At 67.1% G+C, this 13,790-nt stretch carries 15 protein-coding genes; 5 read left to right on the top strand and 10 right to left on the bottom strand.

The window, feature by feature from the left end:
* The first annotated feature begins 43 nt into the window (after window positions 1-43).
* Window positions 44-490: a hypothetical protein gene (locus SB771_RS08995; RefSeq protein WP_175656186.1), complete on the top strand. Its 447-nt coding sequence runs from the start codon at window positions 44-46 to the stop codon at window positions 488-490.
* A gap of 77 nt (window positions 491-567) precedes the next feature.
* Here the strand turns inward: SB771_RS08995 and SB771_RS08990 are convergent, their stop codons facing one another.
* Window positions 568-1,461: an NAD(P)-dependent oxidoreductase gene (locus SB771_RS08990; protein WP_175660668.1), complete on the bottom strand. Its 894-nt coding sequence runs from the start codon at window positions 1,459-1,461 to the stop codon at window positions 568-570.
* A 142-nt stretch (window positions 1,462-1,603) separates the two neighbouring features.
* Here SB771_RS08990 and SB771_RS08985 point away from each other — a divergent pair, with 142 nt between their 5' ends.
* Window positions 1,604-1,813 (top strand): dodecin, encoded by a 210-nt coding sequence (locus SB771_RS08985; protein ID WP_006755984.1) that lies wholly within the window; start codon window positions 1,604-1,606, stop codon window positions 1,811-1,813.
* A 214-nt stretch (window positions 1,814-2,027) separates the two neighbouring features.
* A complete protein-coding gene (locus SB771_RS08980) occupies window positions 2,028-2,957 on the top strand; it encodes a LysR substrate-binding domain-containing protein (RefSeq protein ID WP_006762467.1) in 930 nt (309 codons plus the stop codon).
* A 106-nt stretch (window positions 2,958-3,063) separates the two neighbouring features.
* Here SB771_RS08980 and SB771_RS08975 read toward each other — a convergent pair whose 3' ends face one another.
* On the bottom strand, window positions 3,064-4,476 hold the full coding sequence (locus SB771_RS08975; RefSeq protein WP_006762468.1) for an 8-oxoguanine deaminase: 1,413 nt from the start codon (window positions 4,474-4,476) through the stop codon (window positions 3,064-3,066).
* 510 nt (window positions 4,477-4,986) lie between these two features.
* Here SB771_RS08975 and uraH point away from each other — a divergent pair.
* Both uraH and SB771_RS08965 read left to right on the top strand, forming a co-directional pair.
* Window positions 4,987-5,340, top strand: a complete 354-nt coding sequence (gene uraH / locus SB771_RS08970; RefSeq protein ID WP_012364099.1) for a hydroxyisourate hydrolase — start codon at window positions 4,987-4,989, stop codon at window positions 5,338-5,340.
* A gap of 53 nt (window positions 5,341-5,393) precedes the next feature.
* Window positions 5,394-6,587: a urate hydroxylase PuuD gene (locus SB771_RS08965; RefSeq protein WP_175655562.1), complete on the top strand. Its 1,194-nt coding sequence runs from the start codon at window positions 5,394-5,396 to the stop codon at window positions 6,585-6,587.
* Window positions 6,588-6,683: 96 nt separating this feature from the next.
* Here SB771_RS08965 and SB771_RS08960 read toward each other — a convergent pair whose 3' ends face one another.
* From SB771_RS08960 to SB771_RS08925, 8 genes are all read right to left on the bottom strand, one after another.
* Complete coding sequence (locus SB771_RS08960) at window positions 6,684-7,094, bottom strand: ACT domain-containing protein (protein WP_175660548.1); 411 nt, start codon at window positions 7,092-7,094, stop codon at window positions 6,684-6,686.
* Between the two features lie 131 nt (window positions 7,095-7,225).
* Entirely contained in the window at window positions 7,226-7,738 is a 513-nt protein-coding gene (locus SB771_RS08955; RefSeq protein WP_175660547.1) for an ureidoglycolate lyase, read from the bottom strand.
* Complete coding sequence (alc, locus tag SB771_RS08950; protein WP_126228068.1) at window positions 7,735-8,748, bottom strand: allantoicase; 1,014 nt, start codon at window positions 8,746-8,748, stop codon at window positions 7,735-7,737. Before alc ends, SB771_RS08955 begins: the two co-directional genes overlap by 4 nt.
* 69 nt (window positions 8,749-8,817) lie before the next feature.
* Window positions 8,818-9,339 carry a 2-oxo-4-hydroxy-4-carboxy-5-ureidoimidazoline decarboxylase gene (uraD, locus tag SB771_RS08945; protein WP_175660546.1) on the bottom strand — a complete coding sequence of 174 codons (522 nt, stop codon included), beginning with the start codon at window positions 9,337-9,339 and terminating at the stop codon, window positions 8,818-8,820.
* Window positions 9,336-10,289, bottom strand: a complete 954-nt coding sequence (gene puuE / locus SB771_RS08940) for an allantoinase PuuE (RefSeq protein ID WP_041491208.1) — start codon at window positions 10,287-10,289, stop codon at window positions 9,336-9,338. Before puuE ends, uraD begins: the two co-directional genes overlap by 4 nt.
* Window positions 10,290-10,439: 150 nt before the next feature.
* Complete coding sequence (locus SB771_RS08935) at window positions 10,440-11,279, bottom strand: aspartate/glutamate racemase family protein (protein ID WP_175660545.1); 840 nt, start codon at window positions 11,277-11,279, stop codon at window positions 10,440-10,442.
* A 10-nt stretch (window positions 11,280-11,289) separates the two neighbouring features.
* A complete protein-coding gene (locus SB771_RS08930) occupies window positions 11,290-12,774 on the bottom strand; it encodes an NCS1 family nucleobase:cation symporter-1 (protein ID WP_175660544.1) in 1,485 nt (494 codons plus the stop codon).
* Window positions 12,775-12,923: 149 nt separating this feature from the next.
* Window positions 12,924-13,628, bottom strand: coding sequence for a GntR family transcriptional regulator (locus SB771_RS08925; RefSeq protein WP_175660543.1), 705 nt, complete (start codon window positions 13,626-13,628; stop codon window positions 12,924-12,926).
* Window positions 13,629-13,790 lie beyond the last annotated feature (162 nt).

The following is a 13,790-nucleotide window of genomic DNA, read 5'->3' as shown; positions in this document are numbered from 1 at the left end:
GAAAGTGCCGCATTTCTTGCAATTGTTTTTGAGGCGAGTGTTTATGTCCTTCCCGAAAAAACGTCGACGCGCGCAGCAGGATGGCCAGGAGTCATTCCTCGCGGTATTGCGCCATTCGAAACCGTTTGCGCAGCTCGACACCAAGATTGCCCGCGCCCGTGCGCAGGACGAACCCGTCCTCTATGCGCATGTGCTGCCCGGCCTCGACGTGCTCCTGTGCAGCGTGCGCGGCGCACAGCCGCCCTATCCGGCCATCGCCGAACTGCGCAAGCGCTGCATGGAATCGATCGCCAACGCGCTCGAACAGCCGCTCGACGGCCTCGAGAACGGCGGATATTGGTACGAGGCGAACGGCTTCGGCTTCCTCGTGTTCGCGAGCCGCGCCCGCGCGCGCATCCTGCCCGAATTTGGTGCAGGCACGAAGGCAAGCCTGCGCGGCGGCCTCGGACGCCAGAACGCCGGCGACACGACACCGCGCTCCCTCGGCTGAACCGACACCGACACGATGGGCCGCCTCCGGGCGGCCCATCGGCCATTCAGGCTTCCCGCTTCACCGCCGCCACGCGCTCACTGCGCCGTCCCGCGCCCGTTGCCGGGCCGGACGATGTCGATGAACGCGGCGAAATCGGCGCCGGCGAGGCCCTGCGCAGCGCCCAGCCGCAGCACCTGCTGCACCGTGGCCGACACGGGCATCACCGCGCCCGTGTCGCGCGCGGCGTCGGCGATCGCATCGACATCCTTCTGGAACGTGCTCAGCGCACCCATCGGCGGGTGGCCGCCTGACGTCATGCGCGGCACGAAAGTCTGCAGCAGCACCGAGTCGGCCCAGCCGCCCGCCAGTGCGTCGGCCAGACGCGCGGCATCGATGCCGCTCGCCTGCGCCAGGCCGACCGCTTCCGCGATCGCGGTCACCGTCGCGGTGACGATCGCCTGGTTGCACAGCTTCGCGGTCTGGCCTGCACCGGCGTCGCCCATGTGCGTGATGCGCGACGCGTACGCGTCGATCAACGGCCGCACCGCGTCGAGGTCGGCCGCGCCGCCGCCCGCCATCACCGCGAGCGTACCGGCCTGCGCGCCGGGCACGCCGCCCGACACGGGCGCGTCGATCCAGCCGACGCCGAGCGCGGCTGCGCGCGCCGCATAGTCGCGCGTCGTGGCCGGCGGAATGCTCGAATGATCGACAATGCGCTTCAGGCGGCGTGCGTTCGCATCGCCGGCAAGCAGCCCGTGCTCGCCGAACGTGACATCGCCGACCGCACGGCCGTCGAGCACGCACATGAACACCGTATCGACGCGCTCGGCCAGTTCGCGCGGCGTGTCGACCACCTGCGCGCCATCCTTTTCAAGCGCCTCGGCCTTGCCGCGCGTCCGGTTCCATACGCTGACCCGGTGGCCCGCCGCCAGCAAATGCCGAATCATCGGCGCGCCCATCAATCCCGGTCCGCAATATCCGACTTCCACGATGTTCCCCGTCTCCAATTGAGGTTGCACTTGCCGCCCATCATACCTATCACTCAAGAAGCCGGACACGCGCGGCGCCGCTTCGGGCCCGCCGCTGCCGCCGGCCATACCGACCACATACCGACATACCAGGGAGCGCATCATGAGCGACCACGTCTACAAGCTGATCGAACTGACCGGCTCGTCGCGCCAATCGTGCGACGACGCCATCCGCAACGCGATCTCGAAAGCCGGCAAGACGCTGCATAACCTGCACTGGTTCCAGGTGACCGAAACACGCGGCCACATCGAAGGCGACCAGGTCATCCACTGGCAGGTCACGCTGAAAGTCGGCATGCGCATCGACGACTGACGCACCGCGCGCGGTGCCCCGACCGCCGGATGCGTGCAATGCGCATCCGCGCGGCGCCGCGCCCGCCTGCATGACGCCCCGTTCGGGCCCCGTGTCGAGGCCCGGCCGGCGGGCGTCTGCGGGTATCCATCTCTTGACGCTGATTTTCGTTCATATTAAAAACCATATACCCCCACACCCCCTCGATCAGCCCGTACATATAAACGGAGATATCATGAGTCAGCAACGCGAGGCGATCGACACGTACCTCTTGCGCGTCTTGCACACCTTGTTGATGGAGCGCAGCGTCACGCGCGCGGCCGTCAAACTGAACCAGTCGCAACCGGCGATCAGCGCCGCGCTGCGGCGCCTGCGCGACATCACCGGCGATCCGCTCCTCGTGCGCGGGAAGTCCGGCATGGTCCCGACCGAATACGGGCTGCGCCTGCTCGAACCGGTGCAGAACGCACTGCGTGAAATCGAGCGCATCAAGTTCCAGCAGCACAATTTCGACCCGGCCACGTCGATCCGCTGCTACCGGATCGGCTGCCCCGACTACCTGAACGTGCTGTTCGTGCCGACCGTCGTCGAGCGCTTCCGCCAGGCCGCGCCGAATGCGACGCTCGAGTTCCACTCGCTCGGCCCCGCGTTCGACTACGAGCTCGCGCTGGAAGACGGCAAGCTCGACATCGTCGTCGGCAACTGGCCCGAGCCGCCCGAGCAGCTGCACCTGTCGAACCTGTTCGTCGACGAAATCGTCTGCCTGATGAGCAACACGCATCCGTTCGCGAAGCGCGGCGGGCTCACGCTCGACCAGTACCTGAACGCGCCGCATCTCGCGCCGACGCCGTACTCGGTCGGCCAGCGCGGCGCGATCGACGTGCACCTCGCGCGCGAGCGGCTCAAGCGCCACGTGGTCGTCACGCTGCCTTACTTCAACCTCGCACCGTACGTGCTGGTGAAGTCCGACCTGATCTTCACGACGACGCGCCTGTTCGCCGATCATTACGCGAAGTTCCTGCCGCTGTCGGTCGTGCCGGCGCCGCTCGACTTCCCGCCGATGCAGTACTACCAGCTGTGGCACGAACGCTGCCACTATTCCGACGAAGTGCGCTGGCTGCGCAGCCTCGTCGCCGAAGCGACCCGCACGCTGATCGAGGCTTGATCGCGCACGGCGCGCACCGGTCAGGCCGTCGCGGTACGGTCTGGCAGCCGCAACCGCCGCCGCGCGCCTGATCCGCCGCGCGCGGTGCGCGCCCCGCGCCCGTGCGTCAGCGCGACGCCTCCACGAGGGCGTGCGCAAGAGCGTTGTGGCGCTCGATGACGGGCGGCAGGTCGAGCGTCGCGAGCCGCCCTTCCCGCACCACCACCTTCCCGTTCACCACCGTGTACGCCGTCTGCGACGGCGCGCAGAACACGAGCGCCGCGACCGGATCGTGCAGCGCGCCCGCGAACAGCGGCTGGCGCAGGTCGAACGCGGCGAAGTCCGCGGCCATGCCGGGCTTCAGCGCGCCGATATCGTCGCGATTCAGCACCTTCGCGCCACCGAGCGTCGCGATCTCGAGCGCTTCCCGCGCGGTCATCGCATCGGGCCCGAAGCCGACCCGCTGCAGCAGCAGCGCCTGCCGCACTTCCGCGACCATCTGCGCGCCGTCGTTCGACGCGGAGCCGTCGACGCCGATCCCGACCGGCACGCCCGCGAGACGCATCTTCTTCACCGGCGCGATGCCCGACGCGAGCCGCATGTTCGAACACGGACAGTGCGCGACGCCGGTGCCGGTGCGCGCGAACAGGCCGATGCCCGCATCGTCGAGCTGCACGCAGTGCGCATGCCACACGTCGTGGCCGACCCAGCCCAGATCTTCCGCGTATTCGGCCGGCGTCATCCCGAACTTCTCGCGGCTGTACGCGATGTCGTTGACGTTCTCGGCCAGGTGCGTGTGCAACGACACGCCGTAGTCGCGGGCCAGCACGGCCGCGTCGCGCATCAGGCCGCGGCTCACCGAGAACGGCGAGCACGGCGCGACGACCACGCGCAGCATCGCGTAGCGGCCTTCGTCGTGATAGGTCTCGATCAGGCGCTGCGCGTCGCGCAGGATGTCGGGCTCGCGCTCGACGACCGAGTCGGGCGGCAGCCCGCCGTCGCGCTGGCCGACACTCATCGCGCCGCGGCTCGCGTGAAACCGCATGCCGATCCGCTGCGCGGCGCCGATGCTGTCGTCGAGCCGGCTGCCGTTCGGATAGATGTACAGGTGGTCGCTCGACGTCGTGCAGCCCGACTGCAGCAGCTCGGCCATCGCGGTCAGCGTCGACACCTCGATCATCTCGGGCGTCAGGTGCGCCCAGATCCGGTACAGGTTCGTGAGCCACCCGAACAGCTCGGCGTTCTGCGCGGCCGGCACCGCGCGCGTGAGGCTCTGGTACATGTGATGGTGCGTGTTCACGAGCCCCGGGATCACCAGGTGGCCACGCAGGTCGAGCACTTCGTCGGCGCTATCCGGCAGCTCGGCGCTCGGGCCGACCGCGACGATCCGGTTGTCTTCGATATAGAGCCCCGCGTCGCGCAGTTCGCGGCGCGTGTCGTCCATGGTCACGAGCACGTCGGCGTGCTTGACCAGCAGGGTTTTCGGGCGGGATGAGGATGGCTGTGGCGCGCGTGCGCCGGCGTGCTGCTCGAGGTTCATGCGTTCTCCGCGTCGTTCTGCCGCCGGGAGCCGCTCCCGGTGACGTTCACAAAGCCGTTCGAACGCTGATTCGCGGCACGCCCGGGTGCCTGCGTCCGTTCGAACGCGCTGGCCCGGTTACCCGGCGTGCACGCCGTCTTCGGGGTGCGCGCGGGCTCACGGCCCGACGCGCACGGCGGCAGCATCGCCCAAGCGCGCGCCGCGCACAATGCGCGAACCCGAATACCGCGCTTCACGGTTTCGATATGGTACGCCGCGCAGGGGGCGTCAAGCCCCGGAATCTCAGGCTGCGGGCCGCTTCCGGCGTGCCGTCGACAGCGGTTCATGCGCGGCGCATTATCTTCGATATCGCGCCCGTATTTGCGCGGGGAACCTTTTTACAATGCCTGCACGGCGCTCGCTTCACTCTCGCCGACGGGTATGTAGCCACGTGACGTGGAGCCTCGATCCGCCGCACAGTCAATGGATCGAGTCGCCGCCGAACCTCGCATTCACACAAGGACACAACGAATGGGAAAGCTCACTACCCACGTACTCGATACGGCGCACGGTCGTCCCGGTGCTGCCATCAAGGTGGACCTCTACGCGCTCGACGGCGAATCGCGCCGCGCGATCAAGACCGTGCTGACCAATAGCGACGGCCGCTGCGACGCACCGCTGCTCGAAGGCGCCGCGCTCGCCGCCGGCGAATACGAACTCGTATTCCATGCCGGCGACTACTTCGCGTCGCTCGGCGTGAAGGTGCCCGAACCCCGTTTCGTCGACCGCGTCGTGCTGCGCTTCGGCATCGCCGACACCGCATCGCACTACCACGTGCCGCTGCTCGTGTCGCCGTGGTCGTACAGCACCTATCGCGGCAGCTGACACACGCATCGGCGCCCGCATCAAAGATAACGATCTGAGTCTGGAGGAGTTTCATGGAAGGCTTCATCACCGACTGGCTGAACCTCGCGCTGCGATGGCTGCACGTCATCGTCGCCATTGCGTGGATCGGCGAGTCGTTCTATTTCGTCGCGCTCGACAACAGCCTGAAACCGCCGACCGACGCGAACCAGCGCAAGCGCGGCGTGTTCGGCGAGCTGTGGCACGTCCACGGTGGCGGTTTCTACAACATGCAGAAGTACACGGTCGCCCCGCCGGAAATGCCGGATGACCTGCACTGGTCGAAGTGGCCGTCGTACACGACCTGGCTGTCGGGCTTCTCGCTGTTCTTCGTGCTGTACCTGCTCGCACCGAACACGTACCTGATCGACAAGAGCGTGCTCGACATGGGCCCGGTGGTCGCCGTCGCATCCGCGCTCGGCTTCCTCGCGGCCGGCTGGATCGTCTACGACTCGCTGTGCCGCATCCTCGGCACCAACGATCGCGTGCTCGGCATCTGCGTGGGCCTCTACGTCGTCGTCGCCGCGTATCTTGCGTGCCACATCTTCGCGGGCCGTGCGGCGTACCTGATCGTCGGCGCGATGCTCGCGACGATCATGTCGGCGAACGTGTTCTTCGTGATCATCCCGGGCCAGCGCAAGATGGTCGACAAGATGCTCAAGGGCGAAGAGCCGAACCCGATCTACGGCAAGCGCGGCAAGCAGCGCTCGGTGCACAACACGTATTTCACGCTGCCGGTCGTGTTCGCGATGCTGTCGAACCACTATGCGATGACGTACACGAACAAGTTCAACTGGGTCGTGCTCGTGCTGATCATGCTGGCCGGCGCGCTGATCCGTCAGTTCTTCGTGATGCGTCACCGCGGCAAGCAGCTGTGGTACCTGCCGATCGGCGGCGTCGCGTTGCTGTCGGGCGCCCTCGTGTGGACGATGCCGAAGCCGGTCGCACCGGAAGCGCAGGCCGCGAACGCACCGAAGATCGCGATCAACGACATCATGCCGATCCTGCAGCAGCGCTGCGTCGAGTGCCACTCGGCCAAGCCGACGCTGATGGGCAGCGCGCCCGCCGGCGTGATGTTCGACACGCCGGACGAAGTGTCGAAGAACGCGCAGCGTATCTACGAGCAGGCCGTGCGCCTGAAGGCGATGCCGATCGGCAACGTCACGCACATGACCGACGACGAGCGCGTGAAGCTCGCCGCCTGGTTCGAGGGCGGCGCGGTCAAGTAAGCCGCCGGGCGCCGGCGGTCGATTGCCGGCGCATCCTCTCCGTTCGCGGGCCCGGAAACGGGCCCGTTTTTTTGCCTGTGCGAAACGCGTCGCCCGCTAGCCGCGCATCGCGTCGCGCTGCAGCGCGACGAGCGCATCGAGCGCGCGCGGGCCGTCGTCGAACGGCACGAAGATGTGATCATGATACGCAGCGGCCATCACGTTGCAGCTGATGCCGGCCGCGCCCAATGCCCGCGCGAACGCGGCCGTCAGGCCAACCGCCGCGAGATCCGAATGCACGGTCAGCGTGATCCACGCGGCGCGAAACAACACCGGCCAGCCGCGACGTGCCGCAGTCTCTTCGTCGACCACGACCGTCATGCCTTCCGCTTCGCGGAACGTCGCGATCGTTTCGGATAACGATATTTCCGCATCGGCCGGCAACGCGACGAATGCGAAGGCACCGCGATGCAGCTCGGGCTGCATCGTGCGCAGCAGGACGGCGAGGTCGTTTTCAGGTTGACTCATCGGGGACGGGTCCGGAACCGGACTTCGGGCGGTGGCGATGCGGGCACGATAGCACGCGGCACGCATAAAAAAACCCGCGCGGCGCGCGGGTTTCCTGGTTGCTTCGAACGGCAACGGCAGCAATCCGGCTCTCAGGCCGTCAGCGCATCCAGCGCGTCCTCGGTGAGCCACAGCGATTCCTGCAGGTCCTGCTCGTTCAGGTTAAGGCCCTCACCACCGCGATCGACGACGATGAAGTCGCTGACGCCGCCGAGTGCGATCAGCGGGTGATGCCACACGCCCTTCGCATAGTTGACGCCCTGCCACCCGCTCGTCACGAACGCGCGGATCTTCGACGGATCGAGATTGCCCGCCGGCGCGACGACGACGAGATACGGCTGCTCGTTCAGCGGCACGAACGCCTGGCTGCCGAGCGGATGGCGCTCGAGCATCTTCACCTCGAACGGCAGCGTGCGCGGCTGACCGCGGAACAGGTTGATGAGCGTGCGGCCGTCTTCGTCCGCCACATCGACTTTCGCGAGATCGTGAAAGCGGATCGTCGTGCCGAGGTTGATCGGAATCTGCTTCGCGCCCTCCGTTTCGATCACGTCGCCGAACGGCGCGAACGCTTCCCTGGTCAGCGGTTCGATTGCAAGCGTCTTCATTTGTCGAGCGTCCCCCACAGACGCACGCGCGATACGCCGCCATCCGGAATGATGTTCAGGCGGACGTGCGTCACCGGGCCCAGCGAAGCGATTTCGTGTTCGAAATAATGCTGCTTGTCCATCTGCAGCTTCTGTTCGCCGAGCAGCACCGGCCAGAACATCGACTGCGTGATCAACGAGCTGTCGGTGCCGCCCGACACGTACGCGGCCTGGATCGAGCAGCGGTCCGGGTAGTTGCCCTTGAAGAACGCGGTATCGACTTCGATCTTGCGGATCACGCCCGGCTGCGCGAGCGCGATGATCGCCCAGTCGTTGCCCGGTTCGCGGCGGCGCCGGGTTTCCCAGCCGTCGCCCATGTTCACGCCGCGGCCCGGCAGCAGCAGGTTCGACGCGACGCCGAAGTGCTGGTTGTTCGCCGCCACCACGTAGCCGCCGTTTTCCATCGCCGCGAGGTCGAACTGCTCGGTCGCACTCGCGCCGGCCCAGTCGAGCTGCGGCTGGCCGTACACGCGCAGGCGCGCGATGCCGCCGTCCGGATAGATGTTCACGCGCAGGTGCGTGAACGCGCGGGCATCGCTCGCTTCGACGTAGTGATGGCTGTTGCCCTGCAGCGTCGTCGACGGCACGATCTCGACCCACTCGGTCGCATGCGTCGGCGCGCCATCGGCCACGTACGCGGCCTCGATCGACGCGGCCGGCGGGAAGTTGCCGGTGAAATGGCTCGTGTCGATGTCGACACCCTTGATCACGCCCGGCCGCGCGAGCTTGACGATGCACCAGTCATAGCCCGTCGTGCGCTTGCGGCGCGTCTCCCAGCCATCCATCCACTTGCCGTGATCGTCGTACTTGCCGGGGATGAACACCGCCGGCTCGGGGTTCAGCATCCGGTCCTTCGGCGCGAAGAAGTCGTCGCTGGCCTCGAGCGCCTGCGCACCGAGACGCGGGTCGGCAAGGTTCACGTAGCGCCGCGTGAAATCGGGTGCGTTGGGATCGAGAAGCGGAACAGCCATGATGTTTCCTTGTTTCAGTGAGGCGGTGAGGCGGTGTCAGGCCGCTGCGACGCAGCAGGCCGTGTTGTGTCAGGCGCCGATCAGGTCGTCGAGGCGAAAGCGCGCGATCCGGTAGATCTGGTCGAGGCTCGCGCGCAATTCCTCGGCGCGCGAATGATTCACGCGCGACTCGAAGTTCGCGATGATGCCGTGCCGATCATAGCCGCGCACCGCGAGGATGAACGGGAAACCGAACTTCTCGCGATACGTGCGGTTCAGCGTCAGCAGCTTGTCGAACTCTTCCTGCGTGCACTGGTCGAGACCCGCGCCGCTCTGCTCGCGCGTCGACTCGGCCGTCAGCTCGCCGCGTACGGCGGCCTTGCCGGCCAGCTCCGGGTGAGCGTTGATCAGGGCGAGCTGGCGCGCTTCGCCGCCCGTCTCGACCGCATCCGACATCGTCTTGTGCAGCGCGTCGATGCTCGCGAACGGCCGCTCGGCCGCGGCGACCTCGGCCACCCACGGCGAATGTTCGAAGATCCCCGACAGCGCCGCGACGAATGCGCTCGGCGCCATCGTGTTCAGTTGATCCAACGTGTAACGCATCGCCTTCATGCTTTCCCTTCGTTTCGATGATTGGGCTGATACGGATGATGTTCACGCCAATGACGCGCGATATCGACACGGCGCGTCACCCATACGCGATCGTGCTGCTCGATGTGGTCGAGGAAACGCTGCAGCCCGCGAAAACGCCCCGGCCGGCCCAGCAACCGGCAGTGCATGCCGATCGACAGCATCTTCGGCGCTTCGTCGCCCTCGGCGTACAGCACGTCGAATGCGTCGCGCAGGTAGTCGAAGAAGTGCTCGCCGGTGTTGAAGCCCTGCGGCGTCGCGAAACGCATGTCGTTCGTATCGAGCGTGTACGGGACGATCAGCTGCGGCGACGTGCCGCCGCCCGACACGGCGACGTCCATCCAGAACGGCAGGTCGTCGCCATAGTTGTCGGAGTCGTACAGGAAGCCGCCGTATTCCGCGACGAGACGGTGCGTGTTCGGGCTGTCGCGGCCGGTATACCAGCCCAGCGGACGCTCGCCCGTCACGCGCTCGATCGCTTCCATCCCGAGGCGCATGTGCTCGGCCTCGAGTTCGGGCGTCATGCTCTGGTAGTGAATCCAGCGCCAGCCATGACACGCGATCTCATGACCGAGCTCGACGAATGCGCGCGCGAGTTCCGGATGGCGCTCGATCGCCATGCCGACGCCGAACACCGTCAGCGGCAGCCCGCGCTTCTCGAATTCGCGCAGGATGCGCCATACGCCGGCACGCGAACCGTATTCGTAGATCGACTCCATGCTCATGTGGCGGTCCGGATACGCGGCCGCGCCGACGATTTCGGACAGGAACTGCTCGGAGGCCGGATCGCCGTGCAGCACGCAGTTCTCGCCGCCCTCCTCGTAGTTCAGCACGAATTGCACGGCGACGCGGGCACGCCCGGGCCAGTTCGCCTGCACGGGATGGCGGCCGTAGCCGATCAGGTCGCGAGGATAGTTGGGATCGAGTGACATGGGTTCGAAGTGCGACGAAAGCTTGCCGGAATAATGGGTTCGCATCGACCCGCGCGTGTGCCGGAGGCCGGCCGCGCGGGCCGATGCGATGACGGCCCAGTGTAGCGAAAAGGTGCAGACGCGCCCATACAGCGGCGCAGATAGTGCAGGTCAGACGGTGTGTATGTGCGGGTGCGGCAAATCCGGCATCGGTTGCGGCTCGGCGGTCCCGCTGCGCGTCGTGCTGGTGGCGGCCGCCGCGGCCGGCGACGCGTCCTCCGCCGGGCTGAAGCGCGCGAATTCGCCGTCATAGCGCTTCGGCAGCGGCCGCGCATAGTCGCCGCGCTTCGCGGTCGCGAGGCGCAGCGCGACGAGCGCCTCGGCCCACTTGACGGCCGCCGTCACGCCTTCCACGACCGGCGCGCCGATCTGCTGCTCGATCTCGTGCGCGAATTCGGCCATCCCCGCGCAGCCGAGCACGATCGCGTCGGCACCGTCCTCGTCGAGCGCGCGCCGGCATTCGTCGACGATGATCCGCCGCGCGGCCGAGCCTGGCCGGTCGAGCTCGAGCACCGCGACGTCGGTCGCGCGCACGTTGCGGCAGAACCGCTTCATCCCGTAGCGCTCGGCGAGATGCCATGCCATCCCGCAGGTGCGCGCGAGCGTCGTGACGACCGAGAAGCCCGGCGCGAGCACGCTCGCCGCGTGCATCGCCGCTTCGGCGATCCCGATCACCGGCCCGCGCGCGACCTCGCGCGCCGCATACAGGCCCGGATCGCCGAAACACGCGATCACGTACGCGTCGCAGCCGTCGCGCTCGCCCTGCGCGATCTCGGCGAGGAGCCCGGGCGTCGCGAGCGCCTCGTCGTAATAGCCTTCGATCGACGGCGGCCCCATCGGCGGGCTCACCGCGACGATCTCGGTGCCCGCGGCCGCGACTTCACGCGCGCAGCGGCCCATCGCATCCGTCATCCGCTGCGTCGTATTCGGATTGATCAGCTTGATCTTCATCGCGCGCTCCTCAGGCCTTCGTGCTCACGAGCAGCCGGTAGAACACAAAGCCGAGCCCCGCGCCGATGAACCACGAGAAGTTCGCGGCGGCCTCCCAGCCCGGCACCATCACGCAGACGACCGCGATCACCGCGGCCGGCAGCAGCGCGGCGAGCGCGCGGCGGTTCACGCCGCCCGTGTACCAGTAAGCGCCGCTCTCCGACATCGTGTAGAGGTCGTCGCGCACGAGGCGGCCGCGCTTGACGAGGTAGAAGTCGGCGATCAGCACGCCGTACAGCGGGCCGATGAACGCGCCGAGCACGTCGAGCGTGTAGTGGATCACGGCCGGGTTGTTGAACAGGTTCCACGGCGTGATGAAGATCGATGCGACGGCGGCGAGCATCCCGCCCGCGCGCCAGCTGATCAGCCGCGGCGCGACGTTCGAGAAGTCGAACGCGGGCGACACGAAGTTCGCGACGATGTTGATGCCGATCGTCGCGATCGTGAAGGTCAGCGCGCCGAGGATCACCGCGGTCGGATGATCGATGCGGCCGACCGTCGCGACGGGGTCGGTGATGAGTTCGCCGAACACCGGCAGCGTCGCGGCCGTCGTGATCACCGTGACGAGCGAGAACGCGAGGAAGTTGACCGGCAGCCCCCAGAAGTTGCCGCGCTTCACGTCGCCGAACGAGCGGCAGTAGCGCGAGAAGTCGCCGAAGTTCAACATCGGCCCGGAGAAGTACGACACGACGAGCGACACGGCCGTGATCATCACCGGAATCACTTCCGCGCCGTGATACTTGACGCCGCCGAGGTTCAGGCCGATGTTGCGCCAGCCCGCGCGCCACACCATGTAGCCGGCCAGGATGAACATCACGACGTAGACGGCCGGGCCCGCGAAGTCGATGAACTTCTTGATCGTCTCCATCCCGTTCCAGAACACGAACGCCTGCAGCACCCACAGCAGCATGAAGCCGGCCCAGCCGACCGCGGACAGCCCGAGGAAGCCGTAACGATGGACGTCCGCGTACGGCAGCCATTGCGGGAAAAACTTCAGCACGACGATCACGAGCGCGCTGGACGCGAGATAGGTCTGGATGCCGTACCACGCGATCGCGATCAGGCCGCGGATCACGGCCGGCACGTTCGCGCCGAGCACGCCGAACGTCGCGCGGCACGCGACCGGATACGGCACGCCGATCTGCTGGCTCGGGCGCGCGATCAGGTTGCACAGCCGGTTCACGATCGTGATGCCGACGATCAGTGCGATCAGCACCTGCCAGCTCGTCAGCCCGAGCGCGAACAGGCTGCCCGCGAACACGTAGCCGCCGACGCTGTGCACGTCCGACATCCAGAACGCGAAGATGTTGTACGAACCCCATGTCTGATTCTTTAGGGGTGCCAAATCTTCGTTGTACAAACGTTGACTGTAACCGTGCGGCAACGCGGAACCGCCGCCCTCGCCGCCTTCTTCCGCCGGATACGCGCTGTCGTGCGCCACACTGAACTGAGCCATGACTTCTCCTTGACGCGGCCGCCCGGCCGCTCCACCGTCATCGATATCGCTCCGGATCGTCGCCCGGAGTCGGACTGGCGGCCGGCGGCGCAAACCGCCGGCCTGCATTGCTCTCGTCGTGTGGCGCGCGGGCCGGTTCGCGTCGCCGCTCAGGCGCCGCCGAACACTTCGCGCAAATCGACCTGCCCTTGCGCGGGCCGGTCCAGCATCTTCAGTTCGACATGCTGCAGGTGGTGCGCCATCAGCGTCACCGCCCGCTTCGGATCCCCCGCTTCCAGCGCGCTCAGGATCTCGTCGTGGTCGTCGCACGAGCACGGGCTGCGCCCGTGCGATTCGTACAGCGCCGACATCAGCGTCGAGCGTGCGACGAGCCCGTCGAGGCACTCGCAGAGCGTCGCATTGCCCGTCAGCGCCGCGAGCGCCGTATGGAATTCGCCCGACAGGCGGATCCACGCCGCGAAATCGTGCCGCTCGAACGCCTTGCGTTCCTTGTCGATCAGCGCGGCGACGCCCTTCAGCCGCTTTGCGCCCGGCCCCGTCGCGAGCCGCTCGACGACGGCCAGCTCGATGATCCGCCGCATCTCGAACACCTCGTGCACGTCCTGCAGCGTCGGACTCGCGACGAACGCACCGCGGTTCGGCTCGAGATCGACGAGCTTGTCGGCCGCGAGCAGCGCGAGCGCCTGCCGGATCGTCCCGCGCTTCACGTTGAACACGTCGCAGAGCTGCGCCTCCGTCAGCTTCGCGCCGGGCGCGAGCCGATGCTCGAGGATCGCGGTGCGAATCCGCTCGGCGATCGCTTCGGGGCCGGCTGTACCGGACGCATGGGAATCGGGCTCGTTCATGATCTGCATCGTGTGATGGTCCTCATCCTAGGATGGACATAAAGATTGTCAACAATTCTTTTCTCGAAATGCGCACAATCCGTGTGCACGCCGTCGCGCCAGATCCGTGCACGGCGCACGAAAGCCAGGCACGGCAAGCATTTCAGGCTTATTCAAGGCGGATCACGGCGT

It is taken from the genome of Burkholderia sp. SIMBA_051, from assembly GCF_046534915.1.
Taxonomy (GTDB): Bacteria; Pseudomonadota; Gammaproteobacteria; order Burkholderiales; family Burkholderiaceae; genus Burkholderia; species Burkholderia ambifaria.
The sequence above is the reverse complement of the archived record's forward strand: the minus strand, read 5'-3'. Positions and strand labels throughout refer to the sequence as shown.